The sequence below is a fragment of the Agromyces sp. GQ35 genome (assembly GCF_059758475.1).
The window spans coordinates 40,879-56,240 of record NZ_JCAXEO010000002.1; the positions used below are offsets into that span (position 1 = coordinate 40,879).

The following is a 15,362-nucleotide window of genomic DNA, read 5'->3' on the forward strand; positions in this document are numbered from 1 at the left end:
CGGGTTAGGCTCGAGGCATGTGCAGGAACATCCATACCCTCCACAATTTCGAGCCCGCGACGACCGACGACGAGGTGCACGCGGCCGCGCTGCAATTCGTGCGCAAGGTGAGCGGGTCGACGAAACCATCCAAGGCGAACGCCGAGGCATTCGATCGCGCAGTGGCCGAGATCGCGCACATCACGCGGCATCTGCTCGATGATCTCGTCAGCAGCGCACCGCCGAAGAACCGCGAGATCGAGGCCGCCAAGGCCAGGGAGCGGGCGGCACGCCGGTACGCCACCCAGGCGACCGCGCAGACCGCGTGAACCCGCACTGAATCCGCGAGGCGGTCGAGCAGGGCGTCTCGAGGGGGAGTAGCGTCGGCAGCATGGCCGACGCTGTCATCCTCACCGTTCCCGGTCCGCACGGCGATCGCGATGTGCGCATCTCGAGTCCAAGCCGCGTGCTCTGGCCAGAAGCCGGCATCACCAAGCTCGAGCTCGCCGAGTACTTCGTCGCGGTGGGTGCGCCGTTCGTCGAGGCGAACGGCGATCGTCCCGTGTCCCTGCAGCGATTTCCCGGCGGCGCCGATGGCGAGCAGTTCTTCTCGAAGAACCCGCCGAAGGGCGCGCCCGAGTGGGTGCGTTCGGTGCCGGTGACGTATCCGAGCGGCCGCAGCCATCCGCAACTCGTGATCGACGAGCCGGCCGCAGCGGTGTGGGCGGCCCAGATGAACACGATCGTCTTCCATCCCTGGGCGTCTCGCGCGGAGCGTCCGGACTACCCCGACCAGTTGCGCATCGACCTCGATCCCCAGCCGGGCACCGGGTTCTCCGAAGCGGTGCCTGCGGCACTCGCGCTCAGGGACCTGCTCGGAGAGCTCGGGCTCACCGCGTACGTGAAGAGCTCCGGGAGCCGAGGCATCCATGTCTTCGCGCCGATCGAAGCGGAGCACGAGTTCCTCGACGTGCGGCATGCGGTCATCGCCCTCGGTCGCGAGCTCGAGCGCCGGATGCCCGAGCAGGTGACGATGAACTGGTGGAAGGAAGAACGCGGCGACCGCATCTTCATCGACTTCAACCAGGCGAATCGCGATCGCACGATGGCCGGTGCCTATTGTCCGCGCCCGCTCCCGCAGGCTTCGGTGTCGTGCCCGCTCGAGTGGGACGAGCTCGAATCCACGGATCCGTCGCAGCACACGGTGCGCACGATTCCCGATCGACTGCAGCGCCTGGGCGATCCGTGGCGGGGCATGCAGGACTCTCCCGGTCGCATCGACACGTTGCTCGAGTGGTGGCAGCGCGATCTCGACGACGGCCTCGGCGAACTGCCGTTCCCGCCCGACTTTCCGAAGATGCCGGGTGAGCCGCCGCGCGTACAGCCGAGCCGGGCGCGGCAGCAGCCCTGACTCAGTTCGGGGCGAGCGGCAGTTCGGCCAGCTGACCGTACGACGGCACGCGCGCGGCACTCTCGGGCGTCGAGCCGGTGAGCGAGGCGAGCGTCGCGGTCGCCGCACCGAGCGCGGCCCGGAAGAGCAGGGACCCGGTGCTCACCCGGGCCACGCCGAGTTCGGCGAGCCGCTGGAGATCGAGATCGGGTTGTGCGAGCACGTTGAGCGGCGCCGCGATCTCGGTCGCGAGCCGGTTGATGTTCGCGGCACTCATGACGCCGGGCACGAAGATTCCGGATGCCCCTGCCGCCAGGTAGCTGCGAGCTCGACGCACCGCATCCACGCGTCGCTCGTCGGGGTCGCCCCCGGCCTCGACCCAGAAGGAGTCGGCGCGCGCGTTCACGAAGAGGTGCGGCGCTGCAGCGGCGATCGCCGCGACCTTCGCCGCCGCGACGTCGGGGTCGATGAGATCGCCGTTGCCGTCGGAGTCCTCGATGTTCACGCCGACGCAGCCGAGCGCCGCGAGCTCGGCTGCGAGGCGCCCCACCTCGCCGGGATCGTCGGAGCAGCCCGCCTCCAGGTCGACGGAGAGCGCGATGCCGTGGCGGGCGGCAGCCCTCGCGAGGGTGAGCGACTCGACCGCGATGTCGCCGGCACCGTCGCGCTTGCCGGCGACGACGGCGATGCCGAGACTCGTGGTGCCGATGGCCGGACTGCCCGCGGCCTGCAGCCAGCGGGCCGACGCGAGATCCCACGCGTTCGGCAGCAGGAAGGGGCGGCCCGGCCGGTGCATGGCACGGAACTCATTCGGCGTGAGCATCGCTCGTGGCCTCCTCGGTGTCGGCGCGGACGGTGTCGACGATCGCGGCGGCCAGCGCGAGAGCGTGATGGGGTGCCGGGCAGGACCGAGGACCTGCACCGAACGCGAGGATCCGGGATGGGAGGCCGGCCCGGGCATCGCGGTCCGGCCCGTCGAGCCGCAACGCGACGAGTTCGCGGGCCTCGAGTGCATCGTCGATCCGTGCTGCCCGCGTGAGGACTCGGCGGGTCACCGGCACTGGTGGCTCATCGCGCAGCACGGTGTCGAGCAGCTGGTGCGTCGAGTGCGCGTGCCCGACCCGGTCCGCGAGCGCGAGTGCCCTGACGATGAGCTCGAATGTCGCCGCGAACGCCTGCACGAGCAGTTGCACACGCAGCGCTCGCGCCGTCTCGTCATGACCAACGGCCGCTTCGAGCAGCACGCTCACTGCGGCATCCGCATCGGTGCTCTCCGCCCCGGTCTGATACACGGCGGCCAACGCTGCGACGAGCGGTGGCAGCGCGTCGGGGTCGGGGAACCCGAGTGCCTCGGCGAGCGTGGCAACGGGAACGTGCCGGGCGCAGGTGACGACGACGGCCGCTCGTGCACCGACCGCCTCCACGCTGGTTGCGCGGGCCCCGGTCAGCTCGGCGGCGGTTCGCTCGGCCGCGGATCGGGCCAGCTGTGCGGGGTCGAGATCATCGACCATCGCCTGCAGCGTCGCCCGGCGTGCGTGGTGCTCAGGCCCGTTCGCGAACCGCGATACCGCGGCCCGGAATCTGCCGACGGGGGAGTCGCCTCCGGCCTCCGGCTCGGGCTCGGGCTCGGGCACCAGTGCGGTCGGGTCGGTCAGGATGCGCACGACGTCCGCGCGGTCGACGATTTCGGTCATGACTCGACGCTACGTCCGGCATGCTTCGGCGGCGGACGAAGTGTGGCGGACGTATCGTGAGTGCATGCACGGAGACGCAGATCTCGCCGAACCAGCGCGGCTCATGGGTGAGCCGGCGCGCGCCGCGATGCTCGTGGCGCTCCTCGACGGACGATCGCTTCCGGCGAGTGAGCTCGCAGCGGTCGCGGGGGTCGCGCCGCCGACGGCGAGTGCGCATCTCTCGCAACTCCTCGCCGGCGGGCTCGTGACCGACCGCAAGCTCGGTCGGCATCGGTACTTCACCCTCGCCGGTCCCGAGGTGGCGAACGCCGTCGAGGCGTTGCAGTTGATCGCGCCCCGCCGCGAGGTGAGGTCGTACGGGCAGTCGGCAACCGCCGAGCGGCTCGCACTCGCGCGCTCGTGCTACGACCACTTCGCCGGCCGGCTCGCGCTCGACCTCGCCGACGCCCTCGTCGCCGATGGCACGATCGCACCGCTCGTCGCGGGGGAGCCCGGCCGCGTGCTCGACGTCGCCACTCCGCTCGCGGAGCGGTTGCGACTCGCTGACGTCGACGGCTCGAGTCGTCGGCCCGCGGTGCGCGGATGCCTCGATTGGACCGAGCGCCGTCCGCACATCGCGGGTCGTGTCGGCGCGCACCTGCTCGAGTGGCTCCTCGACGAGGAATGGCTCGTACGCCGAGCCGATGACCGTTCGCTTCGGGTCACCGGCGAGGGTCGCCAGGCGTTCGCCTCGCTCGCCCCGGCGGCTCAGATCTCGACGCCCGGCTGACCCTCGACCGGATGCACCGCGCCGGTTGGCGCGGCATGCACCGTGGGCTGCGCCGTGGCATGGCCCGACGCCGACGCCGACGCCGACGGTGCGCCGTGCACTTCGCGGTGCAGCCGCTCCATGCGCGCGTCGAGCTCTGCGGCGGTGTGCGCTGCGTCGGTGAGGCCGTCGAGCAGCTCCTGCGGCACCTGACGGTCGTACTTGTAGTAGATCTTGTGCTCGAGGCTCGCCCAGAAGTCCATCGCGATCGTGCGGATCTGCACTTCGACGGCGACCGGGTGCGCACCGGTGGAGAGGAACACGGGCACCTCGACGATGACGTGCAGGCTCTGGTATCCGTTCGCCTTCGGCTGGGTGATGTAGTCCTTGACCCGGAGCACGCGGATGTCGCGCTGCGCCGTGAGCAGCTCGAAGATGCGGTACGCGTCCGAGACGAAGCTGCAGGTCACACGCACGCCGGCGATGTCGGTGATCGTCTCGCGGATCGTGTCGAAACTCGGATCGATACCCTTGCGCTGCATCTTCTCGATGACGCTGTCGAGGCTCTTCAAGCGGCTCGAGATGTGTTCGATCGGGTTGTAGTCGTGCGTCTGGCTGAACTCTTCGCGCAGGATGGAGAGCTTCGTGATCACCTCGTCCATTCCGAACTTGTAGCGCAGCATGAAGCGTTCTGTCTCGTCGCGAAGGGCGCGCATCTCGTCGAGCGTCTGGCCGTCGATGGTCTCGAGCGTGCGCTGCGCACGCGCCGTGAGCATGGGCGGGGTTCCGTGCCGGGTGGGCGGGGTACCGTCGAGCGGAGTCACGGATGCCACGCTACGACGCCAAGCTCTGCATTCCCTTTGATCACCGCTCCCGTTCGCCGTCGGCGCATCGCTAGTCTCGTGGGATGGCAGATTGGCTCACCGTGGCGCCCGGCATCCATCAACGGCGGTACGACCCATTCGACATCTCGATCGTGGTGATCGAGGGAGGAGACGGACTGCTCCTCGTCGACACCAGGGTGCAACCGAGCGAGGCCGAACAGCTCGCCGCCGATATCGAGGCCCGTTTCGCGCGGCCGGTGCGGTGGGTCGTGAACACGCACGCGCATTTCGACCACACCTTCGGCAACCAGGTCTTCGGCCCCGGATCGGCGACGGATGCCGCGATCTACGGTCATGCCAACATCGCCGCCCACTTCGCCGAGTTCGAGGCGCCCCGGCTCGCAGCGTGGCGCGCCGACCCCGCCCGCGAGCCCGAGCGGAGATGGGACGACGTCGAGCTCACCGCCCCGACGCACCAGATCGACCGGCGCATCGAACTCGACCTCGGCGCACGGGTGGTCGAGCTCCGGCCGCAGCCGCCCGCCCATACCGACACCGATCTCGTGGTGTTCGTGCCCGATGAGCGGGTGTGGTTGCTCGGCGACCTGATCGAGGAGTCCGGGCCGGTGATGTACGGTTCCGGCAGTTTTCCGCTCGGCTGGCCGGACGTGCTCGACGCGCTCGCCGACGAGATGCAGCCGAGCGATCGCGTGATCCCCGGCCACGGCAGCGTCGTGGACCGTACGTTCGTCGAGCGCCAGGCGGGCGAGCTTCGGCTGATCGCCGAGCGCTTCCGCGCGGCGCACGAGGCCGGGCTCACCGCGGCAGATGCGCTGGCCGCCCACGAGGCCTGGCCGATCCCGGTCGAGGGCCTGGCCGGAGCCGTCGAACGTGCGTATCGCGCCTTCGACAGCCCGGGCGCGGTGCGCTGACATCGTCAGCCCGGCCGAGCGCCGGAGTCCGGGGCGAGTCCCGAGCGGATCGCGGCGATCGCGCGGTCGAGCGCGGTCTCGAAGCGGTGCGGCGCCGGGGCCCCGTATCCGATCACCATCGCGGGTGCGCGCGTCGGCGCAGCCGATCCGAGACGATAGGACGCGAGTCCGTCGAGACGCACCCCGAGTCGTTCGCCCTCCGCCGTGATGCGGCGCTCGTCTGCGCTCGCCGGCAGCTCGACGAGGCAGTGCAGCCCGGCTCGCATACCGCTGACGCGACATCCGTCGAGCTCTGCGGCGACCCTCGACTCGAGTCGTTCGCGACGTGAACGGTACTCGGCGCGCCGACGCCGAACCGCGCGGTCGTACTCGTGCGCTCGCATGAACGCATCGAGTGTCGCCTGGTTCAGGCCGTCGGCGATGCCGGCCGTCGCGGCGAGCTGGTCGTCGAACGCGGCCCCGAGGCTGTCGGGAACCACCGCCCAACCCAGACCGACCGCCGGTGCGAGGCTCTTCGAGGCCGTGCCGAGGTAGACGACGCGTTCGGGTGCGAGTGCCTGCAGCGCGCCGATCGCTCGACGGTCGTAACGGAACTCTCCGTCGTAGTCGTCTTCGATGACGACACCGCCGACGCGGTCGGCCCATGCCACGACGTCGAGCCGGCGCGCGGCGGCGAGCGCCACGCCGGTCGGGAACTGGTGCGCCGGGGTCAGCAGCACGGCATCGACCGCGAGCGACTCGAGTCCGCTGATGATCGGACCCGAAGCGTCGACGGGCACCGCGACCACCTCCAGCCCGGCAGCGCCGAGGATGCGCCGGTGGGCCGCGTGGCCGTACTCCTCGACCGCGATGCGTCGCGCGCCGCTCACGGCGAGTGCTCGCGCGACCGTGCCGAGTGCCGCGCCGAAGCCGCGTGTCACCGCGACCCGGTCTCCGGTCGCCCACACGCCCCGGGTGCGGGCGAGATATTCGGCGAGCGTGGCCCGTGCGGTCGGCGAACCGCGGCGCGGACCATACCCGAGCTCCGATGCGCGCGCGTCGAGGACCGCGCGCCGGGCGGCCGTCGCCCATTCGCGTCGAGGGAAGCCCGAGACATCCGGAATGCCGCCGCGAAGGTCGAGACCGAGCGGCCCGACGTCTCTCGGATGGTCCGTTGCCGCGGCTGCGGCCATGGAGCGCTCACCGACCCAGGTTCCGGCGCCGACTCGTGACTCGAGCCACCCTTCTGCCACCAGTCGCGTGTAGACCTCCGAGACGACGTTGCGCGCGATGCCGAGGTCGGCCGCGAGTGTGCGGCTCGCCGGCAACCGGGTGCCCGCCTCGAGGCGCCCGTCGCGCACCGCCGCGCGCACCGCGTCCTCGAGGGACGCCGACTTCCGGTGCCGGTCGAGCTCGAGGTGCAGGTCGAGGCCGTGAATGGCCCAAGAACTCGCCATGGAATTGGACTGTAGCAGTGGGCCGATCAGACCGTAGCGTTGACGTCATGACCATCACCGATGCACTCGTCGACATTCCCGTCCGTCTCGACTTCGACGCGATCGTTCCGCGGTTCTCGCGCGCGGTCGCCTCACTCGACCATGCTGCGACCGCCGAACTGGACCGGGTCGGATTCGATGTCCGTCTGCGTGAGATGGTGCGCCTCCGAGCCTCCCAGATCAACGGCTGCGTGTACTGCGTGGATCTCCATTCGAAGGACGCGCGCACGGCCGGGGTCGCCGAGCAGCAGCTGCACGCCGTGGCGGTCTGGCGCGACTCCGGGCTGTTCACGGCCGCCGAGCGCGCCGCGCTGCACCTCACCGAATCGGTGACCCGACTCTCGGAGACGCACGTGCCGGAGGCAGATCTCGCCGACGCCGTCGCGATCTTCGGAGAGGAACGAACCGCGGCACTCATCTCCCTCATCATCACGATCAACGTGTGGGACGCGATCGGCGTGACCACCCGCTGCTGGCCGGTCGCACGCGATGCCGCGTAAGGCATCGGTTCGCTCACGAGGCTGATCTGGGAGGATGCAGGAATGACGGATGCCGCGCACCCACCGGTCCTGCAACTTCGCGTCGTGATCGAGGCCGAGGACTTCGATCGCGCGGTCGCGTTCTACCGCGACGAGCTCGGCATGCCCGAACTCATCGCCTACGCGGAGGGCGGAGACGATCGAGTGTCCATCCTCGACGCGGGGCGGGCGACGATCGAGATCGCCAACCCCGCCCACAAGCGCGTGATCGATGAACTCGAGGCCGGGGGAACGCCGAGTCAGCGCATCCGCCTCGCCTTCGAGGTCACCGACGCGACCGGCACCACCCGCAGGCTCGCCGAGGCCGGCGCGGCGATCGTCGCCGAGCCGGTCGAGACACCGTGGCGCTCGCTCAACGCACGGCTCGACGCACCGGCGGGGCTGCAGATCACCGTCTTCGAGGAACTGGAGGACTCCGAGGAGCGAGCGCTGCGCGACGGCTTCGCCACCGACGCCGACCGCGACTGAGCGCGACGCCCGGCGGTGGGCCGGAGGCGCTCAGACGACGCCGTCGACGTAGAACCAGCGACGGCCCTCGCGGCTGAAGCGGCTCCGCTCGTGCAGGACGCCGTGTTCGTCGTCGGAGCGATGGGACGCGCGGAATTCGACCACGCCGTCTCGATCGAATGGGCCGCCGCGCTCGGAGTCGACGATCTCCAGCCGGTACCACTCGGTCTCTGCCTGGAGCTCGAGCGTGTCGGGACGCGTGGTCGGATGCCAGGTCGAGAGGAGATAGCGGCTGTCGCCGACCGCGAAGGCCGTGTAGCGCGAGCGCATGAGCTGCACCGCGGTCGGGGCATCCGCCGCGCCGCTGAGGAAGCGATCGCAGCACTCGGAGAACACGGCGCCGCTCAGGCACGGGCACCGCTCGCCGGGGTCGGGAATGGGGGAGCGATCGGGGGTCGGCATCTCCCCAGTATCACCGCCGGACGACATCGATATCGCGGCGGAACGGCGGCGATGATCATGGTTTCCACAGGAACAACTGAGGAATTCTTCAGAAACGCCGTGCAGAGTGGCTGACTTGTGCCCTCGCTCGGGGGCTGCCCCCAACTGAAACCCGATCCGAGCACCTTCAGAACCTATGCGCAACGACTCCTCACCCACGCCCGTGTCCGCCCCCGAAACCGATGCGCCACGCTCGCGCCGCAGCATTCGTCTCCGCCGAACCGGCCGCAAGCGACTCGTCGCCGCCGGTGCCGTCGTCGCCGCCGGCCTCATCGTCGGTACGGGATTCACCGTGCAAGCGGCACTCACGACGCAGGCGAGCATCGACGCCACGACTTCGCTCACCGAATCGACCGGCGTGCGCTCCGAACAATTGGGCGCATACAGTGCGATCGCCGAGGCACGCACCCGTGACAGTGCCGAAGACACCCTCACCGCGGCCAGCGCCACGCTCGCCGCGGTCGACGGCAAGGTCGACGCCAGCGGACTCGCGGCATCCGTCGCCTCGCTCGGCGACTACGAACGCTTGCCGCTCGACTCGATCGTCGACCTGACGAAGCAGACCCGCACCGAGACGGCGAAGGCGGCCGCGGCCGCGGCCGAGTTCGATCGGGTTCAGGCCGAGCAGGAGGCCGCAGCTGCCGCTGCGCTTGCGCAGGCGAACACTCCCGATGGCGCTCGAGCCACTGCCCGTGCCCTCGCCGCGTCGAAGCACGGCTGGAACGAATCCCAGTTCCAATGCCTGAACCAGCTCTGGCAGAAGGAGTCCGGTTGGTCGTACACGGCGTACAACGCGTCGAGTGGCGCCACCGGCATCCCGCAGTCGCTGCCCGGCAGCAAGATGGCCACGGCCGGAGCCGACTGGCAGACCAACGCCGCGACCCAGATCGCCTGGGGACTCGACTACATCGCTCGCGGCTACGGCACCCCCTGCAGCGCCTGGTCGCACTCCCAGTCGGTGAACTGGTACTGACCCCGGGCGTTCTCGCGTAGGGTTGCGCCCACGAGGCCGTCCAGGCCTCCGACCAAAGGGCAAATCCATGTCAGACAAGTCGCCCAAGAAGTCGTCCTCGAAGACGGCTGCGAGCAAGACCCTCAAAGAGAAGCGCGCCGACAAGAAGGCGAAAGTCGACGGCCGTACCAATTCCGACGCCGTGACCGAGGCAACGCACCGCAAGCGCTGAGCCGTCGTTCGTCGCCCGCAAGGGCGCTGTTCCTGACGGCCGCCCTGCCGGGCGGATGACGATCGGGCGCCACGACGGCGCCGTCGTCATTCGCCCGTGCTCGGTGGGCGATGCTCAGACTGCACGCGGATCGAGCAGGCCGGCTCGATCGGGATGCCGGTCGAACCATTCGCCGACGTACCAGCAACTCGGCACGATCCTGCGCCTCGAGTTGCCCTCGACATCATCTGCCGCGAACTCGACGAGTTCGCCTGCCAGGCCGCTGCCGCGATACGGCGGATTCGTGAACGTGTGGGTGAACGCGACCGAATCGCCGAGCACGCGGTAGTCGAGCACGCTGGCGATCTTGCCGTCGACGCGGAGCACATAGCGACGGGCGTCGGGTTCGTGACTCAGATCTTTGCGCACGCCGACAGGCTACGCTCTGCAGCTCAACGACCGCGCAAGCGTTCGAGATCGCGTCGCTCGCGTTTCGTCGGCCGGCCCGCGCCGCGGTCGCGGGTCGCGACCGTCGCAACGGTCTCCCGCGGCGGCGGGGGCGGTGTGCGATCGTCGACGGCTGTCGCGGCGATCGTCGCCGACACGCGCTTGACCAGGGTCTGCCGCACGACGAGAGTGCGGTCGAACCCATCGATGCGCACGCGAACCTCGTCGCCGGGGCGCACGGCGTGCGCGGCCTTCGCCCGCTCGCCGTTGACGCGAACATGCCCGGCGCGACACGCCGCGGTCGCGGCCGATCTCGTCTTGAACTGACGCACCGCCCACAACCAGGCGTCGACGCGCACAGGGGATTCGCCGTTCATGTCAACAGCCTACGGGCGGGCCGTCCGCCGGCGAGGCGTGCGGCATGCTGGAGGCATGAGCGGAGCGAGCGGCGACGAATGGGTGGAGGGCCCCGATGGCGCTCGGTACTGGGGGCGCTATGGCGCCGCAGGCCTGCTGGTCATCAGTCCCGATTCGGAGGTGCTGCTGCAGCACCGCGCGCTCTGGAGCCATTTCGGCGGGACCTGGGGACTCCCCGGCGGTGCACGGCACGAGCACGAGACCGCCGTCGAGGCGGCCGTGCGCGAGGCCGGGGAAGAGGCCGGAGTGCCGTCGGCGGTGCTCGACGTGCGGTTCAGCACCGTGCTCGATCTCGGGTACTGGTCGTACACCACGGTCGTGGCCGATGCGAGGGAACGTTTCGAGCCCGTCGTCAGCGACCCCGAGAGCATCGAACTGCGCTGGATCGCAGTCGACCGGGTCGACGCGCTCTCGCTGCATCCGCGGTTCGCCGAAGCCTGGCCCATGCTCGCCGGGCGTCTCTGACCCGTTCGCTCAGGCGACGCGTCCGTCGACTTTCGCCGCCTGCGCTCGCGGAAACCACGGCACGATCGGCGAGGTGCGGTCGCGGTACTCGTCGTAGTCGGGATATCTCGACCGCGAGATCGACTCGGTGAAGATGGTCGACCCGATGAAGAGCGTCGTGAGCAGCACCGCGCCGGCGATGGTCCAGTGCAGCGGAACGCCGGTCGCCGTCACGGCGAACCCGTAGAAGATCCACCACTGCGCCTGCTCGAAGAAGAAGTTGGGGTGTCGTGAGAAACGGAACAGGCCCGTCTGCAGGAACCCCGGCTGCGGTGTGCGCCCGGCTGCACGCTCTGCGGCCTTCCACCGGTGGAAGACCCACTGCTGCTGATCGGCGACGGTTTCGCCGGCGAGCAGGGCGAGGAACACGATCGCGAGCGCGCCGTCCGCGAGTCCGAGCGATGACTCGCCCGCCACGAACACGGTGTACGCGGGGAGGCAGAAGAGCAGGATCACCGCGTTCTGGTAGATCGAGATGAAGAGCAGATTGAAGACGGCGAACTGCGTGCGCGACATGCGGCCGCGCAGCACCGACCACCGGTAGTCCTCGCCGCCCGGGCGGTAGCCGCCCTTCCGCGCGAAGTTCAGCGTGAGACGGATGCCCCAAGCGGTCACGAGCGCGGCCATCAGCACGAGTCGGGCGTCGAAGCCACCCATGACGGCGAAGACCCAGACGTAGGCGATCGGCGCGATCGACCAGATGCGATCGACCCACGAGTACTCGCGGGTGGCGATCGAGGCGAGCCACGTCGCGAGCGTGATCGCGGCGCAGATGACGAGACACACGAGGAGGGGAGCCATGGCGGCATTCTAGGGATCGATAGGATCGAGATGTGGCTGGGGAGCGCTCGGGGGAGGTCGGTTCGGAGATCTGGACGATCCCGAACATCCTCAGCATGCTCCGGCTCGCCCTCGTGCCGGTCTTCCTGGTCTTCATCGTGCGCGGCGACTACGTCGTGTCGCTCATCGTGCTCGTCGTCGCGAGTTTCAGCGACCTGCTCGACGGCTACCTCGCGCGGCGCCTCGGGCAGGTGACGCGCCTCGGGCAGTTGCTCGACCCCGCCGCCGACCGGCTGTACATCTTCGCCGCCCTCGTCGGCCTCGCCGCCCAAGGGCTGGTGCCCTGGTGGATCGTCGTCGTCATCGTCGCCCGCGACGTCTTCCTGCTCGCTCTCGGAGTCGTGCTGGCGAACCACGGCTACGGGCCGCTCCCGGTGCATCAGCTCGGCAAGGTCGCGACGTTCGCGCTGTTTTTCGGCCTGCCGGTGATCATGCTCGGCCTCGCGTTCCCGGTCGTCGCCGACCTCAGTCAGCCGGTCGGCTGGGCGATCACCCTGTGGGGGGCATTCCTCTACTGGTGGGCGGGCATCATCTACGCGATCGAGACCGCTCGCGTCATCCGCATTCCGCGGGTGGCAGACGAGTCTCGATCGGATACGCTGGAACAGGGAGGTTAGTGTGGCGGATTCCGACATCACTCAGGCCGGCGGTACGAACGAGACCGGGGGCGAACCGTCGACGACCACGTCGACGCACGCTTTCGGTGACGGTGCGACCGATACGACCATCGGCTTCAGCCGCGAGGCGGCGGCTCAGTTGAGCGCCCTCGATGCTGACATCACGGCAGAGGAGCAGGAGGCGATCGCCGCACTGCCATCGGGCTCGGCCCTGCTCATCGTGCGCCGCGGGCCGAACAGCGGTGCCCGCTTCCTCCTCGACACCGATGTCACCGTCGTGGGTCGTCATCCCGACGCCGACATCTTCCTCGACGACGTCACCGTCTCGCGAAAGCACGCGGAGTTCGTACGGCACCGTTCGGCGTTCGAAGTGCGAGACCTCACGTCCCTGAACGGCACGTACTACGACGGCGTGCGCATCGAGACGGCCCTCCTCAGCGACGGCGCAGAAGTGCAGATCGGCAAGTTCCGTCTCACCTTCTACGCCTCGCGCCGCGACCTGGCTCCGGTGGCGAGCGAATAGTGGCGGCTCCCGCTGCGTCTACGCGCGCGAGCGGCCAGGCGCCACTTCTGGGCATCGGTCAGGTGCTCGCACGGCTACAACCCGAGTTCCCCGAGTTGACGCCGTCGAAGCTGCGTTTCCTCGAGGAGCAACGCCTCGTCTCGCCGGCCCGCACGGCCGCCGGGTATCGCAAGTTCTCGACGAGCGACGTCGAGCGCATCACCGTCGTGCTGTCGATGCAGCGCGATCACTACCTTCCGCTCAAGGTCATTCGCACTCATCTCGAGGCGATCGACGCCGGAGAGACTCCAGCGTTGCCCGGAGCCACGAGCGCCGCGGCGTTCCTCGCCGGCGCGCGGCGATTCCGGCGAGATGAACTGCTCGCCCAGACCGGGGCGACGGCATCGCTGCTCGACGACGCCGTCTCGGCATCGCTCCTGCCCGCGGCGGAACACTACGGAGACGACGCGATCGGCGTACTGCGCTCCCTCGTCGCTCTCCGGGCCGTCGGCATCGAGCCGCGTCACCTCCGCGGAGTGCGGGCCGCGGCCGAGCGCGAGGCGGGGCTCATCGAACGTGCGATCGCGCCGTCACGGCGAGCGGATGCCGCCGACAAGGCCCGTGCCGCCGAACGCGGCCTCGAGCTCGCGGGGCATCTCGAGGCCGTGCATGCCAGCGTCGTCCGGGCGACGCTCGGCAGACTCTCGCGATGATCTCGCGACACGCCGTGACGTTCGGCCCGATGTGTTCGACAGAGCCTCGCACCCTCGGTAGCGTGGAACTCGCGTCGACGAGGTGCCGGCGCGAGAGTGAGGGGCGTATCGGATGAGTGAGCTCGACCGGACTCCACGCTCGCGCTACGACCTCGGCCTGCTGTTCACCGACGGCATGCCCGATCGTGACGATGCAGCTGGGTATCGGGGTGCTGTCGCCGCCAGGGCGGCGGGCATCAGCTACCGGCAGCTCGACTACTGGGCGCGAACCCAACTCGTCGAGCCGACGGTGCGCGGTGCAGCCGGTTCCGGTTCGCAGCGACTCTACGGCTTCCGCGACATCCTCGTCTTGAAGCTGGTGAAGCGCCTCCTCGACACCGGCATCTCGCTGCAGCAGATCCGCACGGCGGTGACGCAGCTTCGCGAGTCGGGCATCGATGATCTCGCGCAGACCACGCTCATGAGCGACGGTGCCAGCGTCTACCTCTGCACCTCCGACGATGAGGTCATCGACCTCGTCAACCGGGGCCAGGGCGTGTTCGGCATCGCGGTCGGCAAGGTGTTGCGCGAGGTCGAATCGACGCTCGTCGAGATCGACACGCAGCCGGCCGATCCGCTCGATGAACTCGCCGTGCGTCGCGGCGAACGCTCACGCAAGATCTCCTGACTCGTCTGTTCTGACGACGTCCGGCACTGGCAACGGATCGTCGCGTCGCGAGCACCGGACCGGTGCGTGAGCGTTCCAGCGCGCGGGATCTTCGCGCTGCGCTCGCGGTGCGTTCCGGTCAGACTGCCGACGTCGGCGAATCGAGCGGTACGCCCGCGAACTCGCCGATGCGAGCCGTGCGCAGCACTCGTTCGAGCAATTGGTCGAAATGTGACGACATCTCTTCGGCGCTCTCGCCGGGCCACATGTGGAGGGGCTTCGCGGCTCCCTGTGCCTGCTGCAGCGAGGTGCGCTCGGGCAGTTGCGGAGAGAGCACCAGGGGCCCGAACATGTCGCGGAGCTCCTTGATGCGGAACTGGTGCTCGAGCGATTGCACGCGCGCCCGGTTCACGATGATGCCGAGGGGTTGGAGCCGAGGGGAGAGGCCGCGCCGGATCTCCTCGATCGCGCGCAGTGCCCGGTCGGCGGCGGCAACGGAGAAGAGCCCGGGTTCGGTCACGACGGCGACCCGGTCGCTCGCCGCCCATGCCGTGCGGGTCAAAGCGTTCAGCGATGGTGCGCAGTCGATGAGCACGAGTTCGTAGTCGGCTTCGACATTGGCGAGCGCTTCTTCGAGCTTCCAGATGTCACGGATCGACGGGTGCGGTCCGTCGAAGTTGATCGCCGACGGACTGCCGATCATCACGTCGATCGTCGATTGCGGGTTCGAACGCGCCCACCCGCTCGGCGCGATCGCCGAACGCACGATCTTCTCCTTGGGGGAGGCGAGCACATCGGCGACGTTGAGGTGCCCGGCGACTTGGATGTCCATGCCGGTCGAGACGTCGGACTGCGGGTCGAGGTCGACGACGAGGGTACGGACGCCGCGCGCGAACGCCGCCGACGCCAGTCCGAGGGTGACGGTCGTCTTGCCGACACCGCCCTTCAGAGAGCTGACGCTGAGTACGTGCACGGCAGATACGT

Annotated in this window: 22 protein-coding genes; 13 read left to right on the top strand and 9 right to left on the bottom strand. The window is 69.4% G+C overall.

The features are described 5' to 3' along the window. Positions 1 to 17: 17 nt before the first annotated feature. Together AC6CH0_RS12135 and ligD are read left to right on the top strand one after the other, a co-directional pair. A complete protein-coding gene (locus AC6CH0_RS12135; protein WP_498101209.1) occupies positions 18 to 308 on the top strand; it encodes a DUF2277 domain-containing protein in 291 nt (96 codons plus the stop codon). Positions 309 to 370: 62 nt separating this feature from the next. Further along, entirely contained in the window at positions 371 to 1,390 is a 1,020-nt protein-coding gene (ligD, locus tag AC6CH0_RS12140) for a non-homologous end-joining DNA ligase (protein WP_498101211.1), read from the top strand. Position 1,391: 1 nt separating this feature from the next. On the opposite strand, the gene AC6CH0_RS12145 is transcribed toward ligD, so the two are convergent. Together AC6CH0_RS12145 and AC6CH0_RS12150 are read right to left on the bottom strand one after the other, a co-directional pair. Continuing rightward, a complete protein-coding gene (locus tag AC6CH0_RS12145) occupies positions 1,392 to 2,192 on the bottom strand; it encodes an isocitrate lyase/PEP mutase family protein (protein ID WP_498101213.1) in 801 nt (266 codons plus the stop codon). Next, positions 2,176 to 3,063, bottom strand: coding sequence for a cytochrome P450 family protein (locus AC6CH0_RS12150; RefSeq protein WP_498101215.1), 888 nt, complete (start codon positions 3,061 to 3,063; stop codon positions 2,176 to 2,178). The genes AC6CH0_RS12145 and AC6CH0_RS12150 overlap by 17 nt, the downstream gene beginning before the upstream one ends. Before the next feature lie 64 nt (positions 3,064 to 3,127). On the opposite strand from AC6CH0_RS12150, the gene AC6CH0_RS12155 reads away from it, so the two are divergent. After that, positions 3,128 to 3,832: an ArsR/SmtB family transcription factor gene (locus tag AC6CH0_RS12155; RefSeq protein WP_498101217.1), complete on the top strand. Its 705-nt coding sequence runs from the start codon at positions 3,128 to 3,130 to the stop codon at positions 3,830 to 3,832. On the opposite strand, the gene AC6CH0_RS12160 is transcribed toward AC6CH0_RS12155, so the two are convergent. Beyond that, on the bottom strand, positions 3,811 to 4,587 hold the full coding sequence (locus AC6CH0_RS12160) for a GTP pyrophosphokinase (protein WP_498102262.1): 777 nt from the start codon (positions 4,585 to 4,587) through the stop codon (positions 3,811 to 3,813). The genes AC6CH0_RS12155 and AC6CH0_RS12160 overlap by 22 nt on opposite strands. 131 nt (positions 4,588 to 4,718) lie before the next feature. Between AC6CH0_RS12160 and AC6CH0_RS12165 the strand changes: the two genes are divergently transcribed. Then, the gene (locus AC6CH0_RS12165) at positions 4,719 to 5,567 is read left to right on the top strand and encodes an MBL fold metallo-hydrolase (RefSeq protein ID WP_498101219.1); all 849 of its coding nucleotides are present in this window, start codon (positions 4,719 to 4,721) and stop codon (positions 5,565 to 5,567) included. A 5-nt stretch (positions 5,568 to 5,572) separates the two neighbouring features. Here AC6CH0_RS12165 and pdxR read toward each other — a convergent pair whose 3' ends face one another. Beyond that, positions 5,573 to 7,003 carry a MocR-like pyridoxine biosynthesis transcription factor PdxR gene (pdxR, locus tag AC6CH0_RS12170; RefSeq protein ID WP_498101221.1) on the bottom strand — a complete coding sequence of 477 codons (1,431 nt, stop codon included), beginning with the start codon at positions 7,001 to 7,003 and terminating at the stop codon, positions 5,573 to 5,575. A gap of 47 nt (positions 7,004 to 7,050) precedes the next feature. Here pdxR and AC6CH0_RS12175 point away from each other — a divergent pair, with 47 nt between their 5' ends. Together AC6CH0_RS12175 and AC6CH0_RS12180 are read left to right on the top strand one after the other, a co-directional pair. Further along, on the top strand, positions 7,051 to 7,542 hold the full coding sequence (locus AC6CH0_RS12175) for a carboxymuconolactone decarboxylase family protein (RefSeq protein ID WP_498101223.1): 492 nt from the start codon (positions 7,051 to 7,053) through the stop codon (positions 7,540 to 7,542). Positions 7,543 to 7,584: 42 nt separating this feature from the next. Further along, complete coding sequence (locus tag AC6CH0_RS12180) at positions 7,585 to 8,049, top strand: VOC family protein (RefSeq protein WP_498101225.1); 465 nt, start codon at positions 7,585 to 7,587, stop codon at positions 8,047 to 8,049. Positions 8,050 to 8,079: 30 nt separating this feature from the next. Here the strand turns inward: AC6CH0_RS12180 and AC6CH0_RS12185 are convergent, their stop codons facing one another. Then, complete coding sequence (locus AC6CH0_RS12185) at positions 8,080 to 8,490, bottom strand: YchJ family protein (RefSeq protein ID WP_498101227.1); 411 nt, start codon at positions 8,488 to 8,490, stop codon at positions 8,080 to 8,082. Between the two features lie 202 nt (positions 8,491 to 8,692). Between AC6CH0_RS12185 and AC6CH0_RS12190 the strand changes: the two genes are divergently transcribed. Together AC6CH0_RS12190 and AC6CH0_RS12195 are read left to right on the top strand one after the other, a co-directional pair. Continuing rightward, positions 8,693 to 9,502, top strand: coding sequence for an aggregation-promoting factor C-terminal-like domain-containing protein (locus AC6CH0_RS12190; RefSeq protein ID WP_498101229.1), 810 nt, complete (start codon positions 8,693 to 8,695; stop codon positions 9,500 to 9,502). A gap of 67 nt (positions 9,503 to 9,569) precedes the next feature. After that, positions 9,570 to 9,713 (top strand): hypothetical protein, encoded by a 144-nt coding sequence (locus AC6CH0_RS12195; protein ID WP_498101231.1) that lies wholly within the window; start codon positions 9,570 to 9,572, stop codon positions 9,711 to 9,713. A 114-nt stretch (positions 9,714 to 9,827) separates the two neighbouring features. Here AC6CH0_RS12195 and AC6CH0_RS12200 read toward each other — a convergent pair whose 3' ends face one another. Further along, a complete protein-coding gene (locus AC6CH0_RS12200; RefSeq protein WP_498101233.1) occupies positions 9,828 to 10,121 on the bottom strand; it encodes a GNAT family N-acetyltransferase in 294 nt (97 codons plus the stop codon). Between the two features lie 23 nt (positions 10,122 to 10,144). Beyond that, positions 10,145 to 10,516, bottom strand: coding sequence for an RNA-binding S4 domain-containing protein (locus AC6CH0_RS12205; RefSeq protein ID WP_498101235.1), 372 nt, complete (start codon positions 10,514 to 10,516; stop codon positions 10,145 to 10,147). A gap of 55 nt (positions 10,517 to 10,571) precedes the next feature. Between AC6CH0_RS12205 and AC6CH0_RS12210 the strand changes: the two genes are divergently transcribed. Further along, positions 10,572 to 11,021, top strand: a complete 450-nt coding sequence (locus AC6CH0_RS12210; RefSeq protein WP_498101237.1) for an NUDIX domain-containing protein — start codon at positions 10,572 to 10,574, stop codon at positions 11,019 to 11,021. 9 nt (positions 11,022 to 11,030) lie between these two features. Here AC6CH0_RS12210 and AC6CH0_RS12215 read toward each other — a convergent pair whose 3' ends face one another. Continuing rightward, positions 11,031 to 11,861: a DUF1295 domain-containing protein gene (locus AC6CH0_RS12215; RefSeq protein WP_498101239.1), complete on the bottom strand. Its 831-nt coding sequence runs from the start codon at positions 11,859 to 11,861 to the stop codon at positions 11,031 to 11,033. Between the two features lie 32 nt (positions 11,862 to 11,893). Here AC6CH0_RS12215 and AC6CH0_RS12220 point away from each other — a divergent pair, with 32 nt between their 5' ends. From AC6CH0_RS12220 to AC6CH0_RS12235, 4 genes are all read left to right on the top strand, one after another. Beyond that, positions 11,894 to 12,517, top strand: a complete 624-nt coding sequence (locus AC6CH0_RS12220) for a CDP-alcohol phosphatidyltransferase family protein (protein ID WP_498101241.1) — start codon at positions 11,894 to 11,896, stop codon at positions 12,515 to 12,517. Positions 12,518 to 12,626: 109 nt separating this feature from the next. Continuing rightward, entirely contained in the window at positions 12,627 to 13,040 is a 414-nt protein-coding gene (locus AC6CH0_RS12225; RefSeq protein ID WP_498102264.1) for an FHA domain-containing protein, read from the top strand. Next, the gene (gene ftsR / locus AC6CH0_RS12230) at positions 13,037 to 13,732 is read left to right on the top strand and encodes a transcriptional regulator FtsR (protein ID WP_498102266.1); all 696 of its coding nucleotides are present in this window, start codon (positions 13,037 to 13,039) and stop codon (positions 13,730 to 13,732) included. The genes AC6CH0_RS12225 and ftsR overlap by 4 nt, the downstream gene beginning before the upstream one ends. A gap of 112 nt (positions 13,733 to 13,844) precedes the next feature. Beyond that, a complete protein-coding gene (locus tag AC6CH0_RS12235) occupies positions 13,845 to 14,399 on the top strand; it encodes a MerR family transcriptional regulator (protein WP_022893366.1) in 555 nt (184 codons plus the stop codon). Positions 14,400 to 14,517: 118 nt separating this feature from the next. On the opposite strand, the gene AC6CH0_RS12240 is transcribed toward AC6CH0_RS12235, so the two are convergent. After that, positions 14,518 to 15,351: a ParA family protein gene (locus AC6CH0_RS12240; protein WP_498101243.1), complete on the bottom strand. Its 834-nt coding sequence runs from the start codon at positions 15,349 to 15,351 to the stop codon at positions 14,518 to 14,520. Positions 15,352 to 15,362: the final 11 nt, after the last annotated feature.